The sequence below is a fragment of the Saccharopolyspora sp. ASAGF58 genome (assembly GCF_012277335.1).
GTDB lineage: Bacteria > Actinomycetota > Actinomycetes > Mycobacteriales > Pseudonocardiaceae > Saccharopolyspora > Saccharopolyspora hattusasensis.
This window is the reverse complement of the sequence record NZ_CP040605.1, coordinates 6,638,931-6,661,592: the sequence shown is the minus strand read 5'-3', so window position 1 is coordinate 6,661,592 and position 22,662 is coordinate 6,638,931. Positions and strand designations below refer to the sequence as shown.

19 protein-coding genes and 3 pseudogenes are annotated in these 22,662 nt (G+C 68.5%); 15 read left to right on the top strand and 7 right to left on the bottom strand.

The window, feature by feature from the left end; genetic code table 11:
* Nucleotides 1-74 precede the first annotated feature (74 nt).
* On the bottom strand, nucleotides 75-818 hold the full coding sequence (locus tag FDZ84_RS31290) for an N-acetyltransferase (protein ID WP_168588797.1): 744 nt from the start codon (nucleotides 816-818) through the stop codon (nucleotides 75-77).
* A 224-nt stretch (nucleotides 819-1,042) separates the two neighbouring features.
* Between FDZ84_RS31290 and FDZ84_RS31285 the strand changes: the two genes are divergently transcribed.
* The 6 genes from FDZ84_RS31285 to FDZ84_RS31255 all read left to right on the top strand — a co-directional run bounded on the left by FDZ84_RS31285 (nucleotide 1,043) and on the right by FDZ84_RS31255 (nucleotide 6,436).
* The gene (locus FDZ84_RS31285) at nucleotides 1,043-1,459 is read left to right on the top strand and encodes a hypothetical protein (RefSeq protein WP_210435240.1); all 417 of its coding nucleotides are present in this window, start codon (nucleotides 1,043-1,045) and stop codon (nucleotides 1,457-1,459) included.
* A gap of 16 nt (nucleotides 1,460-1,475) precedes the next feature.
* Nucleotides 1,476-2,141: a CatB-related O-acetyltransferase gene (locus FDZ84_RS31280; protein ID WP_168588796.1), complete on the top strand. Its 666-nt coding sequence runs from the start codon at nucleotides 1,476-1,478 to the stop codon at nucleotides 2,139-2,141.
* Nucleotides 2,134-3,030, top strand: a complete 897-nt coding sequence (locus tag FDZ84_RS31275) for an alpha/beta fold hydrolase (RefSeq protein ID WP_168588795.1) — start codon at nucleotides 2,134-2,136, stop codon at nucleotides 3,028-3,030. The genes FDZ84_RS31280 and FDZ84_RS31275 overlap by 8 nt, the downstream gene beginning before the upstream one ends.
* Nucleotides 3,027-3,860 (top strand): SDR family NAD(P)-dependent oxidoreductase, encoded by an 834-nt coding sequence (locus FDZ84_RS31270; protein WP_168588794.1) that lies wholly within the window; start codon nucleotides 3,027-3,029, stop codon nucleotides 3,858-3,860. The genes FDZ84_RS31275 and FDZ84_RS31270 overlap by 4 nt, the downstream gene beginning before the upstream one ends.
* A gap of 928 nt (nucleotides 3,861-4,788) precedes the next feature.
* Nucleotides 4,789-5,775 (top strand): malate dehydrogenase, encoded by a 987-nt coding sequence (locus FDZ84_RS31260; RefSeq protein ID WP_168588793.1) that lies wholly within the window; start codon nucleotides 4,789-4,791, stop codon nucleotides 5,773-5,775.
* Nucleotides 5,776-5,887: 112 nt separating this feature from the next.
* Nucleotides 5,888-6,436: a GNAT family N-acetyltransferase gene (locus FDZ84_RS31255; protein ID WP_168588792.1), complete on the top strand. Its 549-nt coding sequence runs from the start codon at nucleotides 5,888-5,890 to the stop codon at nucleotides 6,434-6,436.
* Nucleotides 6,437-6,624: 188 nt separating this feature from the next.
* Here the strand turns inward: FDZ84_RS31255 and FDZ84_RS31250 are convergent, their stop codons facing one another.
* A complete protein-coding gene (locus FDZ84_RS31250; RefSeq protein WP_210435239.1) occupies nucleotides 6,625-7,971 on the bottom strand; it encodes a sugar porter family MFS transporter in 1,347 nt (448 codons plus the stop codon).
* A gap of 20 nt (nucleotides 7,972-7,991) precedes the next feature.
* Here FDZ84_RS31250 and FDZ84_RS31245 point away from each other — a divergent pair, with 20 nt between their 5' ends.
* The gene (locus FDZ84_RS31245) at nucleotides 7,992-9,857 is read left to right on the top strand and encodes a LuxR C-terminal-related transcriptional regulator (RefSeq protein ID WP_210435238.1); all 1,866 of its coding nucleotides are present in this window, start codon (nucleotides 7,992-7,994) and stop codon (nucleotides 9,855-9,857) included.
* Complete coding sequence (locus tag FDZ84_RS31240; RefSeq protein ID WP_168588790.1) at nucleotides 9,854-10,030, top strand: hypothetical protein; 177 nt, start codon at nucleotides 9,854-9,856, stop codon at nucleotides 10,028-10,030. Before FDZ84_RS31245 ends, FDZ84_RS31240 begins: the two co-directional genes overlap by 4 nt.
* Nucleotides 10,031-10,121: 91 nt before the next feature.
* Here FDZ84_RS31240 and FDZ84_RS31235 read toward each other — a convergent pair whose 3' ends face one another.
* The gene (locus FDZ84_RS31235) at nucleotides 10,122-11,261 is read right to left on the bottom strand and encodes a hypothetical protein (RefSeq protein ID WP_210435237.1); all 1,140 of its coding nucleotides are present in this window, start codon (nucleotides 11,259-11,261) and stop codon (nucleotides 10,122-10,124) included.
* A gap of 251 nt (nucleotides 11,262-11,512) precedes the next feature.
* Here FDZ84_RS31235 and FDZ84_RS31230 point away from each other — a divergent pair, with 251 nt between their 5' ends.
* From FDZ84_RS31230 to FDZ84_RS31205, 6 genes and pseudogenes are all read left to right on the top strand, one after another.
* Nucleotides 11,513-12,337, top strand: coding sequence for a pentapeptide repeat-containing protein (locus tag FDZ84_RS31230; RefSeq protein ID WP_168588789.1), 825 nt, complete (start codon nucleotides 11,513-11,515; stop codon nucleotides 12,335-12,337).
* Nucleotides 12,338-12,536: 199 nt separating this feature from the next.
* Nucleotides 12,537-15,671, top strand: a complete 3,135-nt coding sequence (locus tag FDZ84_RS31225; protein ID WP_210435236.1) for a UvrD-helicase domain-containing protein — start codon at nucleotides 12,537-12,539, stop codon at nucleotides 15,669-15,671.
* Between the two features lie 34 nt (nucleotides 15,672-15,705).
* Nucleotides 15,706-16,161 carry a DUF5753 domain-containing protein gene (locus FDZ84_RS31220; RefSeq protein WP_168588788.1) on the top strand — a complete coding sequence of 152 codons (456 nt, stop codon included), beginning with the start codon at nucleotides 15,706-15,708 and terminating at the stop codon, nucleotides 16,159-16,161.
* Nucleotides 16,162-16,209: 48 nt separating this feature from the next.
* Nucleotides 16,210-16,266 (top strand): annotated as a pseudogene (locus FDZ84_RS39590) (DUF397 domain-containing protein); the annotation flags it as partial.
* Nucleotides 16,267-16,349: 83 nt separating this feature from the next.
* Nucleotides 16,350-16,466: a DUF397 domain-containing protein gene (locus FDZ84_RS38225; RefSeq protein WP_371812713.1), complete on the top strand. Its 117-nt coding sequence runs from the start codon at nucleotides 16,350-16,352 to the stop codon at nucleotides 16,464-16,466.
* Between the two features lie 251 nt (nucleotides 16,467-16,717).
* Nucleotides 16,718-17,260, top strand: coding sequence for an AAA family ATPase (locus FDZ84_RS31205; RefSeq protein WP_168588787.1), 543 nt, complete (start codon nucleotides 16,718-16,720; stop codon nucleotides 17,258-17,260).
* A 276-nt stretch (nucleotides 17,261-17,536) separates the two neighbouring features.
* Here the strand turns inward: FDZ84_RS31205 and FDZ84_RS31200 are convergent, their stop codons facing one another.
* A complete protein-coding gene (locus FDZ84_RS31200; protein WP_210435235.1) occupies nucleotides 17,537-18,133 on the bottom strand; it encodes an MBL fold metallo-hydrolase in 597 nt (198 codons plus the stop codon).
* Nucleotides 18,134-18,638: 505 nt separating this feature from the next.
* On the opposite strand from FDZ84_RS31200, the pseudogene FDZ84_RS41180 reads away from it, so the two are divergent.
* Nucleotides 18,639-18,916 (top strand): annotated as a pseudogene (locus FDZ84_RS41180) (Tn3 family transposase); the annotation flags it as partial.
* Between the two features lie 91 nt (nucleotides 18,917-19,007).
* Here FDZ84_RS41180 and FDZ84_RS31190 read toward each other — a convergent pair.
* The 3 genes and pseudogenes from FDZ84_RS31190 to FDZ84_RS31180 all read right to left on the bottom strand — a co-directional run bounded on the left by FDZ84_RS31190 (nucleotide 19,008) and on the right by FDZ84_RS31180 (nucleotide 22,601).
* A complete protein-coding gene (locus FDZ84_RS31190; RefSeq protein WP_210435234.1) occupies nucleotides 19,008-19,343 on the bottom strand; it encodes a hypothetical protein in 336 nt (111 codons plus the stop codon).
* 329 nt (nucleotides 19,344-19,672) lie between these two features.
* Nucleotides 19,673-21,148, bottom strand: a complete 1,476-nt coding sequence (locus tag FDZ84_RS31185; RefSeq protein ID WP_168588786.1) for a discoidin domain-containing protein — start codon at nucleotides 21,146-21,148, stop codon at nucleotides 19,673-19,675.
* A 713-nt stretch (nucleotides 21,149-21,861) separates the two neighbouring features.
* Nucleotides 21,862-22,601: pseudogene (locus tag FDZ84_RS31180) on the bottom strand (Tn3 family transposase).
* Nucleotides 22,602-22,662: the final 61 nt, after the last annotated feature.

The following is a 22,662-nucleotide window of genomic DNA, read 5'->3' as shown; positions in this document are numbered from 1 at the left end:
TGCGAATCACGCCGCCATCCTAACCCGACCCGCAGCGCGGTGTGGTGCGCGGCTGCGGCGGCGTGACGGTGTGGTCAGGGCAGCTCAAGCGTCATCTTGGTCCCGGTGATGGTGAACCCCAGCCGCTCGTACAGCTGTTGCGCGGGATTGCCGACCGTGACGGCCAGCCCCACCTCGTTCCAGCCCCGCTCGCTCAACCACGCCATGGCGCGCCGCAGCAGCAGTCCGCCCAGCCCGGCGAACTCGGTGGCCGGGCGGCGGAACACATCACCGACCCACGCAACGCCGTCGCGGTCGTTGACCATTAGACCCGCCACGACCCGGTCCTCGGCATCGACGACCAGAGCGCTGCACGCCAGCAGCGGCCCCAGCACCCGGCCGGTCAGCAGCGGCTGCAGCAACTCCGTCAGCACCTGCTGATCGCTGCCGGAAACCCGCTCCGGATGGTCCGGCGGGAACGCCTCCCGCCACGCGCCGAGCAGTTCCGACGCCGGGCGATCACAGGCCACCACCCGCAGCGGCTGCGCCGGGACCAACCGCGCCCACTCCCGTGGCGGTGGATCGGACCGCAGATCGCGCCGCATCGCGTGCGCATGCCGCTTCAGCCGCGCACCTGACCGCCGCAGGGCCTCGCCATCGGCGGGAGCGGTCAGCACGCTCCATCCCGCCAACTCCGCGCGCAGCAGCTCCAGCGCGTCCGGCCCGTCGATGGCCAGCACCTGGATGGTGTGTGACGCACCGGTCACCGGCGCGTAGGACACCGTCGTGGTCTCGTTCGACAGCACCGAAGTCTCACCGGCGGGGACCTCTTGCAGCATTCGACAAGGCCTACACCCGAGCACCGATCCAGGCAAACGATTTAGCACGCCCACTGTCATTTCGGCCAAGAGCCGAGGCCCGTTCCAGGTGGAACAAATGCGTTGACAGCCACTGCGGGCGTACCGCGAACATCATCGGCACTATGAAGAACTGACTTCGAGCCAGGCCCGCGTCCGAGGCTTCCGCGGCCCCTTCCAACGAACTGGCCGCCCTGCGCCACGCAGTGGACGTCACCGCCCGCCAGGTCAGCCACCACGGCATGCGCCGTGACAACGCCAAGATGGCCTACGACTACTCCGGCGGCCGGGCGAATCCACCCTGCTGCGCCTGGCCGCCGGCCGGCTGGAACCCGACACCGGCAGCGTGCAGCGCCGCCGGGGCCTCCGCGTTGGCCTGCTCGAACAGGACGTCACCTTCGCAGACCCCGCAGAAGCTCCCGGCCCTGCTGCTCGCCGACCCACCACAGGTGTTGTTGCTGGTCGAACCCACCAGCCACCTGTCGCTGACCCTTGTCAGCGCACTCGAAGACGCCCTGCACACCGCTTGCGGCGCCATCGTCGTCGCCAGCCATGACCGCTGGCTGCGGCAGCGCTGGAACGGGCCCACCCTGAACCTGCACGACGGCTGCCGCAGCGCCTGAAGGGGGAGCCACCGCCATGCCCGACACACCAGACCCCACCCGCGTGCACCCCAGCACCCGGCCAGAGCTGACCAACGTGGCCTTCCTGTCCACAGTGGTCACCTCCCCTTTGATCGAGATCGGCGAGTACACCTACTACGACGACCCCGGCGGCGCCGCCGAATTCGAAACCCGCAACGTGCTCTACAACTACGGGCCCGCGAAGCTGCGCATCGGCCGGTTCTGCGCGCTGGCCACCGGGGCGCGGTTCATCATGCCCGCCGCCAACCACCCCATGATCGGCTGCTCCACCTACCCGTTCACCATGTTCGGCGGAGCCTGGACCGAGGCCACCCTCGACATCGCCGCCGGCCTGCCCACCAAGGGCGACACCGTGATCGGCAACGACGTCTGGATCGGCCGCGGCGCCACTATCATGCCCGGCGTGCACATCGGCGACGGCGCGATCATCGCCACCGGCGCCGTCGTCACCGGCGACATCCCTGCCTACGGCGTCGCCGGCGGCAACCCCGCCCGGGAGATCCATCGCCGCTTCTACGACGCCGACGTCGAACTGCTGCAACGCATCGCCTGGTGGAACTGGCCCATTGAGACCATCACCGCGCACGTCCGAACCATCATGGCCGGCCAGCCCAAAGACCTGGCCGCACTGGCCCGCAGGGAAGGACTGCTCGATGCCTGAACTTCACGTCACCACTCCCGACGGGCTGGGGCTGTGGACCGAATCCCGCGGCGACCCCGCAGACCCGCCGGTACTGCTGATCATGGGCGGCACCGCCAACGCACTGGGCTGGCCCGACGAGTTCGTCGACGCCCTCGCAGCCAGCCACCTGCACATCCTGCGCTACGACCACCGCGACACCGGCCGCTCCACCCACCTGGACATCACCGGCTACACGCTGGACGACCTCGCCCGCGACGCCGTGGCAGTCCTCGACGGGCACGGCATCGCGGGCGCCCACGTCGTGGGCCTGTCCATGGGCGGCACCCTCGGTCAACTGCTCGCCCTGGACCACCGCGACCGGCTGCGCACCGTGACCCTGCTGGCCACCGCCGCCCTCGACGTCGACTTCGCCGAAGCCCTGCGCCGCGCTGTCGAAGGCGAACCCACCGAGCTGCCCGCGCCCACCCCGCAGATCGTCACCGCCCTGGCCCACCGCAGCGACCCCGCACCCGACCGTGACACCGCTCTGCAGCGGCGGTTGGCCGAATGGCGGCTGCTGGCCGGCGACGAAATCCCCTTCAACGAAGCGGAATTCCGTCGCTGGGAGAACGCCGCGATGGACGACGCCGGCAGCTACCAGCCACCCAGCGCACACGCCTTCGCCACCCCCGTGCCCACCGAACGCGGCGCCGAACTGCGCCACGTCACCACCCCGACCCTGGTCATCCAGGGCCCGCAAGACCCCATCAACCCAGCCCCGCACGGACGGCACCTCGCCGACCTCATCCCTGGCGCCCACTGCGAGACCATCCCCGGGCTCGGCCACGCCCTGCCCGGCGCCCTGCACCAGACGCTCATCACCGCCATCACCGACCACATCGGACGATTCGAGAGGACCACCGCGTGATCGAACCCCGCCTGCGCGACCGCGTCGCCGTGATCACCGGCGCCAACAGCCCGCTGGGCATCGGCGCCGGCATCGCCCGCGCCCTGGCCCGCCAGGGCGTCAAGGTCGTGCTCGCCTCACTTCCCGAAACACCCCCGGCCGGCACCACCACCTGCGCCGACCGCACCTACAGCGCGGCCAAGGCCACCGGCACCGACCACGTGCGCGACGCCTTGCGCGCCGACGGCGCCGACGCGGAATCCCTGGCCGTCGACCTCGCCGACCCAGCCGCCGCACCGGCGATCTTCGACCACGCCGAAACCCACCTCGGGCCCGTGGAAATCCTCGTCAACAACGCCGCGCACTGCGTGCCCGACACCTTCCGGCCCGACCCCGCACGCGGTGCCACCACCGTCGCCGCGGCCAGCCTGGACGCCCACCACGCGGTCAACACCCGCGCCCCGGCACTGCTGATCGCCGAATTCCACCGCCGCCACCTGCGCCGCAAGGCGCGCTGGGGCCGCATCGTCAACATCTCCACCGATGCCGCCCCCGGCGCACCCGACCAGATTTCATACTGGGCGACCAAGAACGCCCTGGAATCGCTGAGCCGCTCCGCGGCCGTCGAACTCGGCCCTGCGGGCATCACCGTCAACACCATCTCGCCCGGCCCGGTACAGACCGGCTGGATCAGCGACGACATGAACACCCGCTTCGCCGAGTTCAGCCCGCTGGGCCGCGTCGGCCGCCCCGACGACATCGCCGACCTCGCGGTCTTCCTCGCCTCCCACCAAGCCCGCTGGATCACCGGCCAGACCATCTACGCAGGCGGCGGCAAACGCATGATCTAGCGCCCCGGAACCATCCACTGTGGTCGGCCCGGTCCACGGCCGTGCGTGTTTTGCGGTGCTCCAGCGCCCAAAAGCACGCACGGGCGCGGACCAGACTGAACCACCGGCAGCTCTCACCGCGCCGAACACCGCGCCGCCCGGTCGCACCGCCCGCCACGCCACCCCCAGCAGCGACACCAGCCCGGCCCGCCGCCCCTGCGTCAGCGACCGAGACACCAGGTAGAACATGTTCGGCCCGGGCGTGAGCACCAGGCCCAGCGCCCCCACCGCGATCCCCACCACTGCCGGAAACTCGACCACCACTCCGCCTTCTGCCGCAAACAGAACCCGTCGTGACCGCACACTAAGCACTCGCGGCGGCGGCACAAACGGCCAATCCGGCAGCACTGGCCTCGCTCGAACTACCCGTCCAACCCGGCCAGGTCGTCCCGCCCGAGCCGAAGACCGGCCGCTGACAGTTCTCCTCCAGATGCCGGCATCCCATCAGCTATCAACTCTCCCGGCCCACCGGCAGGGGCACGCTCTTTCATCAGGACTCAGACTCCAGGACCAACAAGTGCTCACCTGCCGACGGCTACCCGACCCGGGTCTGCCGGATGGCCGACTTCGGCAGGTACTGCTTTATCGCGTTCTCCTCACACTCGCGAAACCGCTCCGCCCGGCTTCTCACCCACTACACGAACGGCCCCCGCCCGCATCGACAGCACCGAAGAATTTTCCGTGCCGCCGACCGCAACGCCGATGGGGTGAAAGTGCCGCTGATCACGTCGGCGGCCGGCAGGTGTGTCCTGCCTCTCCCGGGCGGGGCGCGGCTGAATCGGTCCGGCACGCCGTCCACTGTGATCCGTGGCGGGCCTGCAACGGCACCGTCGCGCTGGGGATAGCATCCGGCTAGGCAATCACCCGGCGAGCAGGAGAACGAAACCTCATGACCCAAGCTCCCGTCACCGTGACCGTTACCGGTGCGGCCGGTCAGATCGGCTACGCGTTGCTGTTCCGGATCGCATCCGGACAGCTCATCGGGCCCGACACCCCGATCAAGCTCCGCTTGCTGGAGATCCCGCAGGCGGTCAAGGCGGCCGAGGGCACCGCGATGGAGCTCAACGACTGCGCCTTCCCGCTGCTGCAGAGCATCGACATCACCGACGATGCCCGCACCGCTTTCGACGGCACCAACGTCGCGCTGCTGGTAGGCGCCCGCCCACGCACCAAGGGCATGGAGCGCGGCGACCTGCTGGAAGCCAACGGCGGCATCTTCAAACCGCAGGGCGAGGCGATCAACGCCGGTGCCGCCGACGACGTGCGCGTCCTGGTGGTCGGCAACCCGGCCAACACCAACGCACTCATCGCGCAGGCCCACGCCCCGGACGTGCCCGCGGAGCGGTTCACCGCGATGACCCGCCTGGACCACAACCGGGCGCTGAGCCAGCTGGCGCAGAAGCTGGACGTGTCGGTCACCGACATCAAGAAGCTGACTATCTGGGGCAACCACTCCGCCACCCAGTACCCGGACCTGTTCCACACCGAGGTCGGCGGCAAGATCGCCGCAGAGCAGGTCGAGCAGGCCTGGCTGGCCGACGAGTTCATCCCCACAGTCGCCAAGCGCGGCGCGGCCATCATCGAGGCCCGCGGCGCGTCGTCGGCGGCTTCGGCTGCCAACGCCGCCATCGACCACGTGCACACCTGGGTCAACGGCACGCCCGAGGGCGACTGGACCTCGGCGGCCGTGGTCTCCGACGGCTCCTACGGGGTGCCCGAGGGCCTGATCTCGTCGTTCCCGGTCACCGCCCGCGACGGCAAGTTCGAGATCGTGCAGGGCCTGGAGATCGACGAGTTCTCCCGCGAGCGCATCGACGCCTCGGTCAGCGAACTCGTCGAGGAGCGCGACGCCGTCCGCAAGCTCGGCCTGATCTGAGCCTCGGCGACAACTGCGGGTGGGGCCGTCCCGGCTGTCGGGGCGGCCCCACCCGCGTTCGCCACCGGTAATCCGGTTGCCCGGATCGACCGCCGGGCAGCATCATCGGCGCATGGCGCACCCCGCGGAAGTGATCATCCTCGAATCGGCGGTGCTGCGACGCTGGCGCGGCGACGACCTCACCGAGATGCACCAAGTGGTCACCGAGGCACTGCCGCACCTGCGGCCGTGGATGCCGTGGGCCGCCGGCGACTACCCGCTCGAGGCCGCCACCGAATTCCTCGACCTCTGCGACCGCAACTGGCGCAGCGGCGACGCCTACACCTACGCCATCACCGTCGACGGTGCGATCGCCGACTGCATCGCCATGGAACGCCGCATCGACCCCGGCGGCCTGGAGATCGGATACTGGCTGCACCCCGGCCACACCGGCCGCGGACTGGCGACCACCAGCGCCGCCGCGCTGGTCGATGAGGCGTTCGCGCTGCCGGGCGTGGACCACGTGGAGATCTGGCATGACGCGGCCAACACCGCCAGCCAGGGCGTGCCGCAGCGCCTCGGTTTCACCTGCGTCGACCGCCGCAGCCCCACCCGCGACCCGAGAACCTCCGGGGAGGACGGCATCGACGTCGTCTGGCGGCTGACCCGCCCGGCCCGGTGACGCCCGAGCTCACGACCAGCGCAGGCCGCATCCGAGGCCACGACGGCGCGGTCCGCGCCTTCCTCAATACCCGACGCGGCCACGCCATTCGGGCCGAACCGATTCCAGTCGCCCCGGCCACAGCGGCCTGGCGAGGAGTGCGCGACTGCTTCGGCTTCGGGCCCATCGCACCTCAACGCCTTCCGCGGTCAACGGGCCCCGGAATGGCGCTCGCGGAATTCATCTTCCAATTGTTCCAGCGTACGGCCGCGGGTCTCGGGTACGAACAGTATCGTGAAAACGGTCGCGGCGGCGTTGATGAGCGCGAACGCCGCGAACGTCCATGTCGGCCCGGCCGAGCCCACGGCAAGGGGGAAAACGAAGGAGACGAGCGTATTGGCGGCCCAGAGCGCGAAAACGGCGACCCCCATTGCCAGCCCACGTATCGCCAACGGGAAAATTTCCGACAGCAGCAGCCATATCCCGATGCCCAGGAAGCACGTAGCGATCGCGACGAAGAGGACCATCGCGAGCAGGACCAGATAACTGCTTGCCGCCGAGTGCGGCAGCAGGAAGGATACGGCGAGAATGACAAGGGTAGCCGTGACGCCGGCGAAACCCGTAATGAGTAGCCGGCGCCTGCTCATGAATCCCAGCAGCCAGATTCCGAAAGCGGTCGATGACACCGAGGTGACACCCACGGCGATAATGGAGACCAGTGCGGCACCCGCTGTCAGCCCGGTGGATTCGAGAATCGTCGGCCCGTAGTACTCGACCGTGTTGATTCCGGTTGTCTGCCCGGCGGCGGCAAGGCCCACCCCGACCCACAGCATTCGCCGCATCCACGGTTGTTCCCGCAGCATGCGCAGCGAAGACGCGCGATACTCCGCGGCGCTTCGCCGGGCATGTCCGGCGACGATCTCGAACTCCTCCTCAGCAGTTGCCGGGTCCCGGGTCAGCAGGAGAACCCGCTTGCTGTCCTCGTACCGCCCCTTCATCGCGTACCAACGTGGCGTGTCGGGCAGCAGGAGCATGCCGAGGAACAAGCCGACGGCTGGCAGGGCGCTGACCGCGAGCATCCAGCGCCACGCGGCTTCACCCGCGTACCAGTTACCCAGACCGGCGTTGAAGACGTAAGCGGTCAGGATGCCTGTCGCGATCATGAGCTCGTTGATGGTGACCATCCGGCCCCGACGATCGGCCGGTGCCATCTCGGACAGGTAGATCGGCACCGTGGCCGAGGCGGTTCCGACCGCCAGGCCGAGAACGAACCTGGCCACGATCACGAAACCCGCGTTCGGCGCCAACCCGCTGCTCACGGAACCGACGGCGAACAGGACAGCGCAGCTGAGCAACCCGCGGCGGCGGCCTACCAGGTCCGCGACCCGGCCACCGAGGAGTGCACCGAACATCGCACCGAACAACAGCGCACTGACGACGGCCGCCGTCGTGAACGCGTTGAGGTGGAGAGCCTCCTGCATGTACAGGAGGGCACCCGAGATGACGCCGGTGTCGTAGCCGAAGAGGAATCCGCCGAGCGTGACGATCGCGGTCACCTTGACGAGCGGTCTGGCCAGTGCCAGCCCTGTCCGTACCGCCCCCGGAATGGTCGGACCTGCCGCCTGGATCAGCGGCGAAGACGCCTGCCAAGCAATACGAGGCACTGACGCTGTTCGAACAACGCGGTGCGGCCGTGTCGCCAGGTTTCAGGCTCGGACCGGAAAACGAAGCGTATGTGGCCCGGCTGTGCCAGCAGCTCGACGGCATCCCGCTGGCCATCGAACTCGCAGCCGCCTGCATGCGCATGCTCACGGTGGAGCAGATCCTGGAGCGATTGACGAAACGCTTCTCGCTTCTCACCGCCGGCGACCGGGCCGGGCAGATGAGGCACCACACGCTGCGTGCCGCCGTCGACTGGAGCTTCGAGTTGTGCACCGAACAGGAGAGCTTGCTCTGGGCCCGCTGCTCGGTGTTCGTAGGCGAATTCGACCTGGACGCCGTGGAGTACATCTGCGCCGACGAGATGTTCCCGCCCGAGGAGGTTTTCACCGCTCTCATGGGTCTGATCGCGAAATCGATCGTATCCCGGATCGTAGATGATCAAGACTACCATTACCGGATGCTGGAGACTATCCGGCAGTACGGGCACGAGCGGCTTGCCGAATCCGGCGATGAGGACAACCTGCGCTGCCGGCACCGGGATTACTATCTGCGGCTGGCCGAACAGTGCGACAGCGAATGCTCCGGCTCGAACCAGGCACACTGGATCCGGCGGTTGCGTACCGAACGTTTCAACATCTGGGTCGCGCTGGATTTGTGCGCCACGACTCCGGGTGAAGCGAGAACCGGCCTGCACATGGCTTCCGCGCTGTGTTTCATGTGGACCGCGGGCGGCCTCCTCCGGAGCGGGCGGCACTGGCTGGACCGCATGCTCAGCCTGAACACCGAACCCACGCACGAACGAATCCGGGCACTGTGGATCAACGGATGGCTCGCGCACCTGCAAGGGGACTATGCCTCCAGTGTCGCGTTGCTCGACGAAAGCCGCGAGCTGGCTCTTCTGTGCAATGACGACGTGGGGCTGACCTACGCGATCCAGTTCCTCGGCGATACCGAGAACTGGCACAACAACGCGGAACGCGCGCTGCCATTGCTGGAGGAGGCACTGGAACGCCATCGTGCGTCGGGCCAATGGAACGCCATCGCGCTGCAGATCTTTCCGCTGCGGATTCACACCGCCCACCTGCTCGGCAGGACGGACTTGGCCACGGAGCTCCTACGCGAGTGTCGAACCCTGTGTGCGCCACTGGGCGAGCGCTGGGCGCTGTCGTGGACGGAGTGGAGCGCCGCCATCGCGCGGTGGGCAGCGGGCGATCTGGAGAAGGCGTCCGAGTATCTGCGCGAGTCCCTGCGGAAGAAGGGCGAACTCAACGAGTGGTTGGGCATCGCATGCTGCCTTTCGTTACTGGCGTGCGTCGCAGCGGCCGGTGGTGACGCACACCGGGCGGCAGTGCTCTTCGGCGCGTCGGACACGATGTGGGAACTAGCCGATCGCATGCTGTACGGAATCGAGAAGCTGCTCGACTGGGTCCGGCAAAGCACACAACTGAGCCGCAAGGCCCTCGGCAAGAAGGCGTTTGAGGCCGCCTACCAGCAAGGCGAGCGGATGACACAGGAAGAGGTCATCGCCTATGCGCTGGGTGACAAGCTTCCGCAGCAAGCCTCTACCGCCGCGGCGGCGCCCGCGCCCCTGCTGACCAAACGGGAACTGGAGGTCGTGGCACTGATCGCCGCCGGGATGTCGAACAAGCAGATCGCGGCGAGTCTGGTCATCTCCCAACGTACTGCCGAAAGCCATGTCGAAAATATCCTTACCAAGATGGGGCTCACCTCACGCACCCAAATCGTGGCATGGCACAGCCGGCAAGAAGATAGTCCATGAGGTCCTGGCCTGCGGTAATAGGGGGCGATGGCGGTGTCTCGACTGGCCTGGCCGCCGGTGGTCGACGCGGGTTCCCCGATCTCGCCGACAGCGGCCGCCGGATCGCCAGGCCGCTGTCCTTCGCCGATGCCGCCGACGCCCGCACGTGGTTGCGGCAGGTGTACCGGGCGTGACCTCCCGGCGTAACCCGCACTGCCGGCCAACCCGTAGCGATCTACCTGGGCGTGCGCAGTGACCAGCCCTCCAGCCCTTACCGGAGGATCGCTACGCACGTCCCGGGTCCACCGGCGGGTCCGCCGGCGGCTGCGCGGCCGCCCGCAGGGTCCGCAGCTCCTCCATCGCCGCGTCCAGCTGCCCTTCGGCGCGCTCCGCGCGTGCCACGGATTGCGCCTGCGCGTCCTGCATCGCCGCCATCCGCTGCGCGGCGGCGTCGCGCTCGGCCTGCATCCGCTCCGCGGATTCCGTCCGCAGCCGCTGCAGCTCCGCAGCCTGCTGCTCGCGCAACGCCACGAGCTCATCGCGCTGGCGCCGCGCCTCCGCACGCGCTTCCTCGGCTGCGCGGGTGAGCTCATCCAGGCGCCCCTGCGACGTCTCCGCCGCCTGCTCGGCTCTCGCCGCGCGCTCCACCGCCGCCGCCTGCTGCTGCGCCGCCGCGTCCATCTGCCGCCGCGCTTCTTCTTGCGCCGCTTGGATTTCCGCCGCCGCGTCCCGCTTGGCCTGCTCGATGGTCTTGCGCGCGTCGGTGATCTGCCGGTCGGCTTCGCGACGGGCTGCCGCGATGGCGACCTCGGCTTCGTTGCGCGCGGCTTCGATGTCCAGCCGCGCCTGCTGTTCGGCCCGGCGAGCCTGTTCCACGGCGTCATCCCGTTCCTTGCGGGCGCCTTCGGCGTCCTGCCCGGCGGCTTCCGCGGCCGCGGTGGCATCCTCGGCCGCGGCCTCGGCGGCACTGCGGGCCTGCTCGGCGTCGCGGCGCTGCCGCTGGGCGGTGGCCAGCGCTTGCTCGGCTTGCGCGATGCGGTGTGCGGCTTCGGCTTGGGCGGCCTGGATCTGCGCCTCGGCGGCACTGGGATCAGCGATCGTAGCGAGTTCGGCGATGCCGGCGCGCAGGTTGCGGGTCAGTTGCTCCGAAAGGAGCCGGTACTGGCGCAACAACTCCTCGGCCCGCAGCCGCGCCCCGTCGTACTCCACGACAGCGACCGGCGACGCCTGGGCCTGTTCCTGCGCGGTCTGCAGGCGCTGCCGCTCCTTCCAGGCCCGCCACCGGGTGTGTTCGGGGAGGTCGCAGTACTCCGAGGGACGTCCCGGACCGCCGGTGCGCACGACTTCCCGCGTGCAGCCGGGAAACCGGCACACCCCCTCCGCCTGCTCGTCGGACACCGCATCGCGCACCGGCTGATCACCCATGGCCCGGGACGCTACCAACTGGCGGCGGGCATTCCGGTGAACGCCATCACTCGCGGCGTTCGGGCACTGCCAGCCCCGGCGATCACACCGGTGAAGAGAACTTCGCCCAGCCGCCGCTTATCGCCGAGCGGGTCCCGGAGGCCTCCAGTTCGCCCCGCCCTGCCCAGCGCCACGAACTGCACCGGCCGCGACCGGGCCCGACCGGTCGGGGAGAATGCGGGCACAACACCTCGCGCCAGGAGATCAGCACGTTGTCCCACCAGCACCAGGCCCTCCCCACCGACGGCAGTCTGCACGCCGACTGCGCGAACTGTTTCGGGCTGTGCTGCGTCGCACTGCCGTTCGCCGCTTCTGCCGATTTCGCGGTCGACAAGGACGCCGGGCAACCATGCACGAACCTGCTGGCGGACTTCCGGTGCGGCATCCATTCCCAGTTGCGCGAGCGCGGCTTCCCCGGTTGCACCGTCTTCGACTGCTTCGGTGCCGGGCAGAAGGTCTCCCAGCTCACCTTCGGCGGTAAGGACTGGCGGCAGGCCCCGCGCACCGCGCGGCAGATGTTCGCCGTGTTCCCCGTGATGCGCCAGCTCCACGAACTGCTCTGGTACCTCACCGAAGCCTTGGCGCTGCAGGCCGCCAAGCCCGTGCACGAGGACCTCCGCACGGCGCTGGAAGACACCGAACGACTGACTCGCGGCAGCGCCGACGAGATCACTGAGATCGATGTCGCGGCGCTGCGCCAGGACATCAACACCCTGCTGCTGCGCACCAGTGAACTGGTGCGGTCCAAGGTCGCGGGCCGCAAGAAGAACCACCGGGGAGCCGATCTCATCGGAGCCACGCTGCGCGGCGCCGACCTGCGGGGCGCGAACCTCCGCGGCGCCTATCTCATCGCGGCCGACCTGCGCGGCGCGGACCTGCGTTCGGCGGACGTGATCGGCGCGGACTTCCGGAATACGGATCTGCGCGGCGCCGACCTCACCGGCGCGATCTTCCTCACCCAGGCCCAGCTCAACGCTGCCAAGGGCGACTCCACCACCAAGCTGCCCGTCGCGCTGGCCCGTCCCGCGCACTGGTAGCCCGCAGGGCGTGGCGTTCGGCTTCGGGTCCGGGGGCGGTTTCAGCAGCCGACGGTGAGGTAGTCGGTGCCTCCGAACTGCTTCCGGGCCCGCAGCGGCGGCCGGAACCCGGCTGGCGTGCTCGGATCAGCGCGGACCAGTGCGGACCAGCGAAATCCGCCCGATCTCGGCCAGTGCCCTGCCCGCGGGCGGGGCACTGATGATCTTTTGGCAAGATCGCCGGGTGCGCTTCTACGCCGATCTGCACATCCACTCGAAGTACTCCCGCGCGTGCAGCAAGGACTGCGACATCGAGCACCTGACCTGGTGGGCCCGCCGCAAGGGCATCACGCTGGTCGGGACGGGGGATGTCACCCACCCCGCCTGGTTCGCGCACCTGCGCGAGGTCCTGGAACCAGCCGAGCCCGGCCTGTTCCGGCTGCGCGGAGACCTGGACGCGGAATTCACCCGCGGCATGCCCGCCAATTGCGGCGGGCAGGTGCGTTTCATGCTGTCCGTGGAGGTCTCCACCATCTACAAGCACGGCGAGCGCACCCGCAAGGTGCACCACCTGTGCTACCTGCCGGACTTCGCCGCCGCCGAGAAGTTCAACCAGCGGTTGGGCCGCATCGGCAACCTCGGCTCGGATGGCCGCCCGATCCTCGGCCTGGACTCCCGGGACCTGCTGGAGATCACCCTGGAATCCGGCGACGGCGCCTACCTGGTGCCCGCGCACATCTGGACGCCGTGGTTCGCGGTGCTGGGATCCAAGGCCGGGTTCGACGCGATCGAGGACTGCTACCGGGACCTGGCCGGGCACATCTTTGCGCTGGAGACCGGGCTTTCCAGCGATCCGGAGATGAACTGGCGAGTTTCCGCTCTCGACAAATACACGCTGGTCAGCCATTCCGACGCGCATTCACCGCCGATGCTGGGCCGCGAAGCCAGCGTCTTCGACACGGACCTGGACTACTTCGCGGTCAAGCGGGCGCTGGAGACCGGCGACGGTTTCGCCGGCACCGTGGAGTTCTTCCCCGAGGAAGGCAAGTACCACCTCGACGGGCACCGCAAGTGCCAGGTGCGCTTCGAACCCGGCGACACCCGCGCCCACAGTGGACTATGTCCGGGCTGCGGCAAGCCGCTGACCGTCGGCGTCCTGCACCGCATCGACGCGCTCGCCGACCGGCCCGAGGGCATCCGACCGCCCGGCGCGGCCGGTTTCCGCAACCTGATCCCGCTGCCGGAGATCGTGGGCGAGATCCTCGGGGTGGGCCCCAAGAGCAAGAAGGTGTTCGGCGAGGTCAGCGACCTCACCGCCGCCCACGGCCCGGAACTGGCGATCCTCCAGGACGTGCCGGTGGACGAACTGCACCGCAGCAATGCCGCGATGGCCGAGGCGATCGAGCGGCTGCGGCGCGGACAGGTGCTGCGCGATCCCGGCTACGACGGCGAATACGGCACCATCCGGGTCTTCGAACCCGCCGAACTCACCCGGTTGCGCACCGGCGACGCGCCCGCGCTGTTCGATGACGCGCTGTTCATCCAGCAACCGCAACCCGAACCTGCCGCTTCACCGGTTGCCCGGCCGCTGCCCGAGCCCGGACCGCGGCCCGTCGTCGCCCCCGCCACCGGGGCCGGCGTGCTGGCCGGGCTGGATCCAGACCAGCGGGCCGCGGCCGAAGTCCCGGAAGGTCCGTTGCTGATCGTGGCCGGTCCGGGCACCGGCAAGACCCGCACCGTCACCCACCGGCTGGCGCACCTGGTACTGGAACGCGGTGTCCCGGCCGAGCAGTGCCTGGCGATCACCTTCACCCGCCGCGCCGCCGGGGAGATGACCGAGCGCCTGCACGCGCTCATCGGCGCGCAGGCGCAGCGGATGACCGTGGCGACCTTCCACTCCTTCGGCCTGCAGGTCCTGCGCGAACACCACGAGGAGCTCGGGCTCGGCGCCGATTTCGGGTTGGCCGACGCCGCCCGCCAGCAGGAGATCCTCACCGCCATCACCGGCGATGAACGCAACGCGCGCAAGGCGAAGGCACAGCTTTCGCCGGTGCGCCGCGGTGGCGAGGCGGACCCGGACACCGAAGCGGTGCTCGCGGCCTACCTGGCAGTACTGCGCGAGCAGAACCTGGTCGACTTCGACGACCTTGTCGTGCTGGCGGTGCAGCTGCTCACCGATCACCCCGGCATCGCCGGGCAATACCGGCGGCGGTACCGGTGGATCACCGTCGACGAATACCAGGACGTCGACGAGCTCCAGTACCGTCTGCTGCGGCTGATCGCGCCGGCCGGGGCCAACCTGACCGCCATCGGCGACCCCGACCAGGCGATCTACTCCTTCCGCGGCGCCGACGTCGGTTTCTTCCTGCGCTTCGAGCGTGACTACCCGAGTGCGCCGGTGCTGGCCCTGACCCGTAACTACCGCAGCGGCGCCCACATCCTCGACGGTGCGATCCGCGCCATCGCACCGTCCACATTGGTCGCCGATAGGCGGCTGCAGCCGGCCTCGGGCCGGCAGGCGCACCGCATCACGGCCCACCAAGCCGATGACGAACGCGCGGAGGCGGCGTTCGTGGCGCGCACGATCGACCAGTTGCTCGGCGGCGCGTCGTTCCACTCTCTCGACAGCGGCCGAGTCCTCGGCGACGGTCCCGGTGGCATCGGGTTCAACGACATCGCGGTGCTGTACCGCGCGGACTCGCAGTCGCACGCGATCCTCGACGAGCTGACGCGCTGCGGCCTTCCGGTGCAGAAACGCTCGCACGACCGGCTTTCCGCCCGCCCCGGCGTCGACCTCCTGGTGCGCGAGCTGCTGCACGTCGCCGACCGCACCGGCCCGGTGACCGAACAGCTGCGCATGGCCGCGAAAACGGTCGCCGACACCGTGCCCGAAGACGCCCGGCCCGACGTCCACACGGCGGTGGAACTGCTCGGGCCGCTGGCGCAGCGCTGCGGAGAGGACGTACAGCGGTTCTGCCGGGAGGTGCTGCTCGGTGCCGAGGTCGACACGCTCGACCCGCGCGCCGAGGCGATTTCCCTGCTGACCTTGCACGCCGCCAAGGGCCTGGAGTTCCCGGTGGTGTTCCTGGTCGGCTGCGAGGACGGTCTGCTGCCGCTGCGCTGGCCGGGAACCGAGCCCACCGAGGACGAGGTGGCCGAGGAACGCCGCCTGTTCTTCGTGGGCATGACCCGGGCCCAGGACCACCTCTACCTCACCCGCGCGGCACGCCGAACGATCCGGGGCAGTGCCCAGGACCGAACACGCTCGCCGTTCCTGACGCCCCTCGACGACGCGATCACCAAGACTGAAACCCCCACCCGCCGCCCCCGCCTAGCCCAACTAACCCTCCTGTAGGCCGACCAGGCGACGTGGTGGGGACCATGGGCACATGCTCCAAACCGAGGAATACGCCAGCGCGACCACGTCCAGCACCCCACGAGTGCGCCAGGACCACAGCGAACGATTCGTCAGCTTCCGCATGGCCCGGACCAGGCGCCTGAGCGACGCAGAACGGCCTTTCCACCTGCATGCAGTCGTCACCGAAGCCGCGCTACGCCTCCGGGCCGGAGAGGTCAAGCTGCAAAGCAACCAGCTGCAGCACCTCGTCGATATGGCGAAACGCCCGACCGTCACGATCCAGATCGTCCGCCCCGAAGACTGCCTGCACACCGCGCTGACCGGCCAATTCATCGTGCTGGACTCTGACAATGTCCGCTCCATCGCTTATGCGGAACTACATGACGGTGCAATCTATATCCATGACTCGGAACAGATTCCCTCCTATACGATGACTGCGGAGAGTTTGCAGCGCGTAGCACTGACCCACAGCAGTCGATCGCGCTGATCAAACGCGTGCTGAAGTGAAGGAATAACAAGATCCAGCGGAGCTGCCATGTTGAGTTGGCTAGACACTGCAACGTGGCGGAAGAGCAGCTACAGCGGGAACAACGGCACCTGTGTCGAGGTCGCCGCTATTCCGGCCCGGGATTGGCGGAAGTCCAGTTACTCCGGCGGAACGGCACGTGCGCTGAGGTGGCGTTTCCTGCTGGCTGGATCGCGGCTCGGGACTCGAAGGATCCCGATGGTGGTGTGCTCGTTTTCGACCACCCCACCTCCCCGAGCTCATCGAAGGCGCGGCCTGGCTGCTGAGAGCAGACGCGCTTGCGCTGAACGCGGCCACGAGGTCCACGAGCTGCGGGAAGCTGTTGATGCTCTCGCCTGTCGGGCTCGGCATCACCACGCGCACTAGTCGCTCTGCCCCGTCCGGTTGCTAGAATCGTGTCCGGACCAGTTCGAAGTTGCCTTTCACACCGCATCTGGTGTTCACGCCGCATCTGGCGACAGCAATCACCGCACGTCCACTCACGACAGTTGTCGCGCGTTCAACCGTGGAGGTCGGCATGTCTTCGCCGGAGTGTTTCGTCGTGGTCACGGGCGGTCCCGGGACAGGTAAGACGACGTTGGTCGAGCGGCTGGCCGCCGCCGGGTACGCCTGGTCACCGGAAGCGGGCCGCGGTGTGATCACCGATCAGCTCGCCATCGGTGGCCGCGGGCTGCCCTGGGCCGATCGGGCGTTGTTCGCCGAGCTGATGCTCGGCTGGGACCTGCGCTCGCACCGGCAGGCCCACGTCCGCCCCGGCCCGGTGATCTTCGACCGCGGGCTGCCCGACATCATCGGCTACCTTCGGCTGAGCGGCCTGCCCGTGCCTGAGCACGTGGATACCGCTGCGCGGCGGTTCCGGTATAGCCGCCGGGTGCTGATCGCGCCGTTCTGGCCGGAGATCTACCGGCGGGACGGCGAACGCAAGCAGTCCCTCGCCGAGGCCGAACGCACTTGCGGGCACATGGTTGCCGCCTACACCGACTACGGCTACGAACTCGTGCACCTGCCGCGCACCACGGTGAACGAGCGGGTGCGTTTCGTGCTCGACGAACTGCGGTAAGAACCTGCTCTCACGCCCCGAATGCGAGGCATTCCCGACTGGCGCGTGCGCCTCTGCTGTTGTCGCTGCGCGTTTGGGCTCTGTGAAATGCCGCTCGACGCCTTTCTCGTGGTACCGGTGGTCTAGCGATGCCCACGGCGATCTCTTGTCCACTGTGGAGCAACTCGGGCACAGGGTGGCCGCCTACACCGACTACGGAAGTGGGCCGCCATGCCGGTGAGCACAAGCTTGTTGATCTTGTCGAGGCGCGGCTTTTCCGAAGCGGCGTGGACCTGATCAGCGCAGCCGGTAGGTCCTGCCCTCAACGCCCCATTCGCCGAAGGGCGGGGACTGGCCGCGGTCGATCGCGCGGATCGATGGGCGTCCGATGTGGGCGAATACAAGCCGCGCGGCACCGGCGCGGGTGGCGCGTTCGGCGGTGTCCAGGGTCGCGGCGTGGCCGCCGACGCCACCGGCGAAGCGGATCGGCCGGTCCCAGCCGGCCGCGTCGGCGAACATCAGCTCCGCGCCGGCGGCCCAGTCGGGGAAGGCCCAGAACTCCGGTGCCCACACGGAGCGGTGGCCGTGGTGTTCGATGAGGTAGCCGTAGGTGGGATGCGAGGTGTGTTCGACCGGCAGAGGACGCAACCGGACCCCACCGGCCTGGTACTCGACCACCCCGGCAGGCACGCCGAGAGCGGCACTGCGCCGCCGGATCGAAGGCATCAGCTCCGCGCGTTCGTCGCAGACCAGCCAGGCATCGACATGCTCACCTTCCTCAGGGATGCCGCCGCCGTCGATGACCACCCGATGCCCCGCCCAGCGCACCGCCAGTCCCGCAGGGCGGTAGCGGGGCGAGTTCATCGCCCCCACGCCCAGCAGAATCAGGTCCACTCCTGCACGATCCTCCGGCCGCAACGTCCAGCGCACCCCGGAAGGCAATCAATCCAGGCGGAGTGGCCTGCGCCGAGCGGTGCCCGGCGGTCCAGGTCGGGCCGGTGGCCGACCGGCGGGCATCGGGGCGGCTCCTGGGTGGGCATGGGGGCGCATCCCGCCAGCGATCGCTGAAGGAGTTGTCGATGAGCACCGTGGCGACCACCGCAGCGGAACACGCTGCGGCAATCAGCTCAGGAGCGGACGTGATCGAGACGGTTGGCACGATCACCGGCTCACCGATGATCACGCTTCCACCAGGTGTGCGACATCCCGTGAGTTCGGTGGTTCCTCGTTGGGAACGTGAGGGTGGGTTGCCACCAGGAACAGGGCGTTCAGGGTGATTCCCGCACCAGCACCCCAGCGTGGATGTGTTCGTGCCCGTGATCTCGCCGTTGTCGGCGGAGGACGTGCCGGCCGAGGCGGTCGCGCTGAAGGCGGAGCTGACCGAGATGCTGCCGTTCGCGCCGATCGTCGGCAGAACGCCCTGGCCGCAGCGCTCAAGGAGTACGGGGCACTCCGCAGAACGATCTACGCTGCTAGGTACTTGTCGGATCCGGCGTATCGCCGCAAGATCTCCCGCTGGCTCAACAAGGGCGAATCGTTGCACGCGCTGAACTGAAGCGGGACCTGCTGTATGCCCACGAGGGCACGGTCCGTGCTCGTCGCCTTGAACAGCAGACCGAGCAGGCGTGGTGCCTGACACTGACGACAAATGCTGTGATCGCTTGGACGACCGAGTACGGCCTCGGGGATCAATGGACCAGCCGTTGGCGGTAAGGACCATCTGAGGCTGTTGTAGCTGGTCAGCCCCGCCGGTCGGGGTTTTGTCACGTCATGTGCGGAGTCGGTGCTGGTGAGAAATCTGCCAAGTGACGGGTAGTGGTTGGTCAGGCGTCGTTGTCGGCGAGGGCGCGGTAGAGCGAGGCGATTGAGGGGTGCTCAGCGTTTTGCCGGTTTTGATGGTCAGCTTCTTGACGATGTCGGGCATCGGGATGCCTTTGTCGCGGAGGGCGCGGGCAAAGAGCACGTCGTCTTCGTCGATGACTTTGGGGCGGCCGCCGTGGTTGCCGCGTGCGGCGGCTTGTTGGCCTTCGAGGGTTTCCTCGCGGATGTAGTCGCGGTCGAGTTGGGCGGCGACGGCGAGTACGGCGAAGAGCATGGAGCCCATGTGGGTCGTAGATCCCGGTGAGCGGCCCGGTGAGTAGTTCCAGTTGCACGCCGCCGCCTTGCAGTTGGGCGGACAGCGTCATCAGTTCGGCGGCGTTGCGGGCGAGGCGTTTCATCTCGTGCACGGTCAGGATCGGCATGGCGAGCACCGCGGGTTCCGGCACCGAGAACGTCCCCGCGTCGGCCGGGCTGACCGAGGTTCAGCGCGGCCAGGCGATGGCGGGATTCGCGTTGCTGTGCTCGCACGTCGAGGACGGCGTCGCGCTGGCCGGTGCAGCGAGGTATGCCGGGGTGCCGCCGCGCACGGGCGCCCGCCGCCGCTTCGTGACCTCAGTCCCCGGCGGGCGGTTCGGGGTCGTAGCTGAGCATGGGTCGCACGATGCCGTCGTCGTCCGCGGAGTCCGCGAAGTCTTCCCAGTCCATGTTCGCGATGGACAGGTTGTTCTCGATTTCCGCCGCCGCAAGGGGGGTGGCGCGGAAGGTCCGGACGTCGTCGTCATCGAGATCGACGACCAGCACGTGATGTTCGGCGGATTCCATGGTCATCTTGTCGGCGATCATCAGGAACGGCCAATCCACACCCGGTGGCACCAGCTGAACAAGTTGTTCGGCGGTCAGTCCTTCGAATTTGACGTCGTCGACCGGTTCCACGTACGCGGAAAACGTGTCCGGCCCGTACTGGCGTGGCGAGATTATTTCGCTGTGCGTCGTGGCCCAGAGGTTGTCGTCCGAGAAGTCGGTGCGCACCAAGGGAGCCGACTCAAGCGACGGCAGCTGGGAAAGGACGGCCGGAACCGGTGGACGGGCCGGTAACACGTCGGGCAGTGGCGCTGGAGGAGTCTTGTCCGGCGACTCCAGCGCCGGACGCACGCCCCGGTAGGCGATCGGTCCGTAACCTGCGTGTTGCCGGTAGCCGGCGAAGCCACTGGCGCTGTCGGCGAAAAACCGGACGCTTTCCAGTTGCAGATCCGGGGACCCGTTGTTGCCGGTGATGTCGAGGCGATAGTAGTCGTATGCGCCGGGCCCGGCGATCCGGTACGTCTTGGACTGGTGCCGGTCGGCGAACGACTGGCCGGTGCGGGTGTCGAGGGTTCGCCACAGTTGCCCGTCGGTGGAACCCCGCAGTGTCCATGCCGCCGGATCACGATCAGGCGCGTCATTGGCCGAGGTGAGAACGTACCGATATGCCGCGACCGGCCGCTTCAGCTGGAATTCCAGCGACGCGCGGCTGTGTGGTGCGAACCATTTGCTGCTCGACGGGTCGATGAGATTCGCGGCGACCTCGCCCGCTTCGCGGTACTGGGCGCTGGCCCACACGACGGTCACCAGGCCGGTGACATCCGGATTGCCGGACGGACCCACCGAACGCAGTGCGACCGAACAACTGTTGCCCGACCGGTCGCGCCACGCCGCCCACCGGAGAGGCGCCTGGCCGCCGTCGTCGATCAGCAACCGCAGCCGTCCCGCCGGATGCCAGGAATCAGCCTCCTGGACCTCCGTATCGAATTCGTACTGATGAGTGGTGTCCTGGTAGCCGACGGTGTGGCCGTCCAGTTCACCGCGAATCTCGACGAGGTCACCGCCGGCCGCGCGGCGGTGACCGTAACAGCTTGTCCGCTCGCCCGAGAACCCGACCGCGGTGTGCGTGCCATCCTCGCTGGTCCAGGCCAGTTGCTCCAGCGCCGCGCTGCCTCCGCCGCTCACGTGCACCAGCAACCGTGATGCCGGAAGCCACTCCGCGGAGTCCAGCGCACGCCACCACATCCGGAACGTGGACACGGACGCCTCATCCGACACCGGCCGCACGGATCCTCCCTACCACCCAATGACACTTGCCGGAACGACCGTACTCACACCTCGGCACGTCCACTGACAATTGTCCGGAAAGACCCCAAGACGATGTCCGGAAGGGCACCGGCGTGACGCCGCACCACCCACCTGTTCCATCCGCGTTCCTTGCGCGTACGCCGTCCGGCTCACCGTCGTGGGACGGCGCCTGCTCGCCGCCCGCATCAATACCCGCTCGGTGTGGAGGCGGTGAGCTGGCCGGCGGTGCACGACCAGCTCACCTAACCCCCCATCGACGTGCCCGGCGAATTCGCGGCCGGGATACACGCGCTCAAGTCCCCACTGGGCCCGGCGTGCCCTTACGGCTGCGTGCCTACTGCGGCATGACCATCAAGCCCGGAATGGCCGGGTTCGTCGGCCTTGCCTCCGGCGCGCCCTGCCCGGCCTGCGTGCTCCTCGCCCCCCAGACCCGTCATTAACGACGGCATCAACGGCGAACAAAATGCTCGCTACAGCGGGTGGCGCGTCGGTGCACTGAACCGGAAGGCCGATACGGAAGGTCCCCGGCGCGCCTGCCGGATGGAGCCGGACGGCCACCGGGGACACCCATCGCCCCGGACCTGTTCCGAGGCGATCACCATGCTGCCCGATCGGGGAGGGATATCCGGTGCCGGTGTCGTCGGGCACGCTTGCCTCAGCCGTCGTCTTCGTCGAGGTCGACGGTGTCCGGGTCACGCAGGGGGCCGCAGCCTCTGGATGGACGCCGAAGAGCGGAAGCTGTAGCGGCCCAGGCAATTCAGGTTGGCGTGTTTGAGCGGGGACAACCGGGCGACATCCTCATCGGCCACGTCGTCTCCCTCCGGGCAATGAGCCCTCAAGTGGGCGACGGCGGCGTCCATGTAGCGGGTCGTCCACAACACCGCGGCGTTCACAACGAGGCCCAGGACGCCGAGCTGATCCTCCTGCCCGTCACGGTAGGCCTGCATGATCTGGCCGCGCTTGCCGTGGCAGATGTCGCGGGCCAGCTTGTGCCGGGACTCCTGGACGGTCAGCTGACGGTTCATCTGCCGCCGGTAGGTGTCATCAACCGGGTCGACCACGGCCAGCAAATGCAGTGTCCTGGAAATCCGCCCGTACTCGGCGAACGCCTGCCCCAACGGGGCCGGCCGTCCTTCGCGGCCGAACAACCGCAGCAGGTCATAGGCGCGGACCTGCCCGGTCAGCAGCGACCCGGCGACCCGGAGCATGCCGGGCCAGTGCGTGATCACCTTGTTCAGGTTCACTTTGTTGCGTGCCAACGACTCCAGTGGCCCGTAATCGCCGATCTCCACACCCGGCATCTGCGCCCGCCAGAACCGCTGATCGTTCAAATCCTTGGAACGAGGGGAAAGTTGTAGCCCAGCATGCTGAACAATCCGAACACCATGTCGGAGTACGAGGCGTTGTCGGTGGCCACCATCTCCGGTTTCACCCCAGCGTCGAGGTTCGGTAGCGCATCAAGGATGTGCAGCGAATCGCGCGGGGTACCGGGA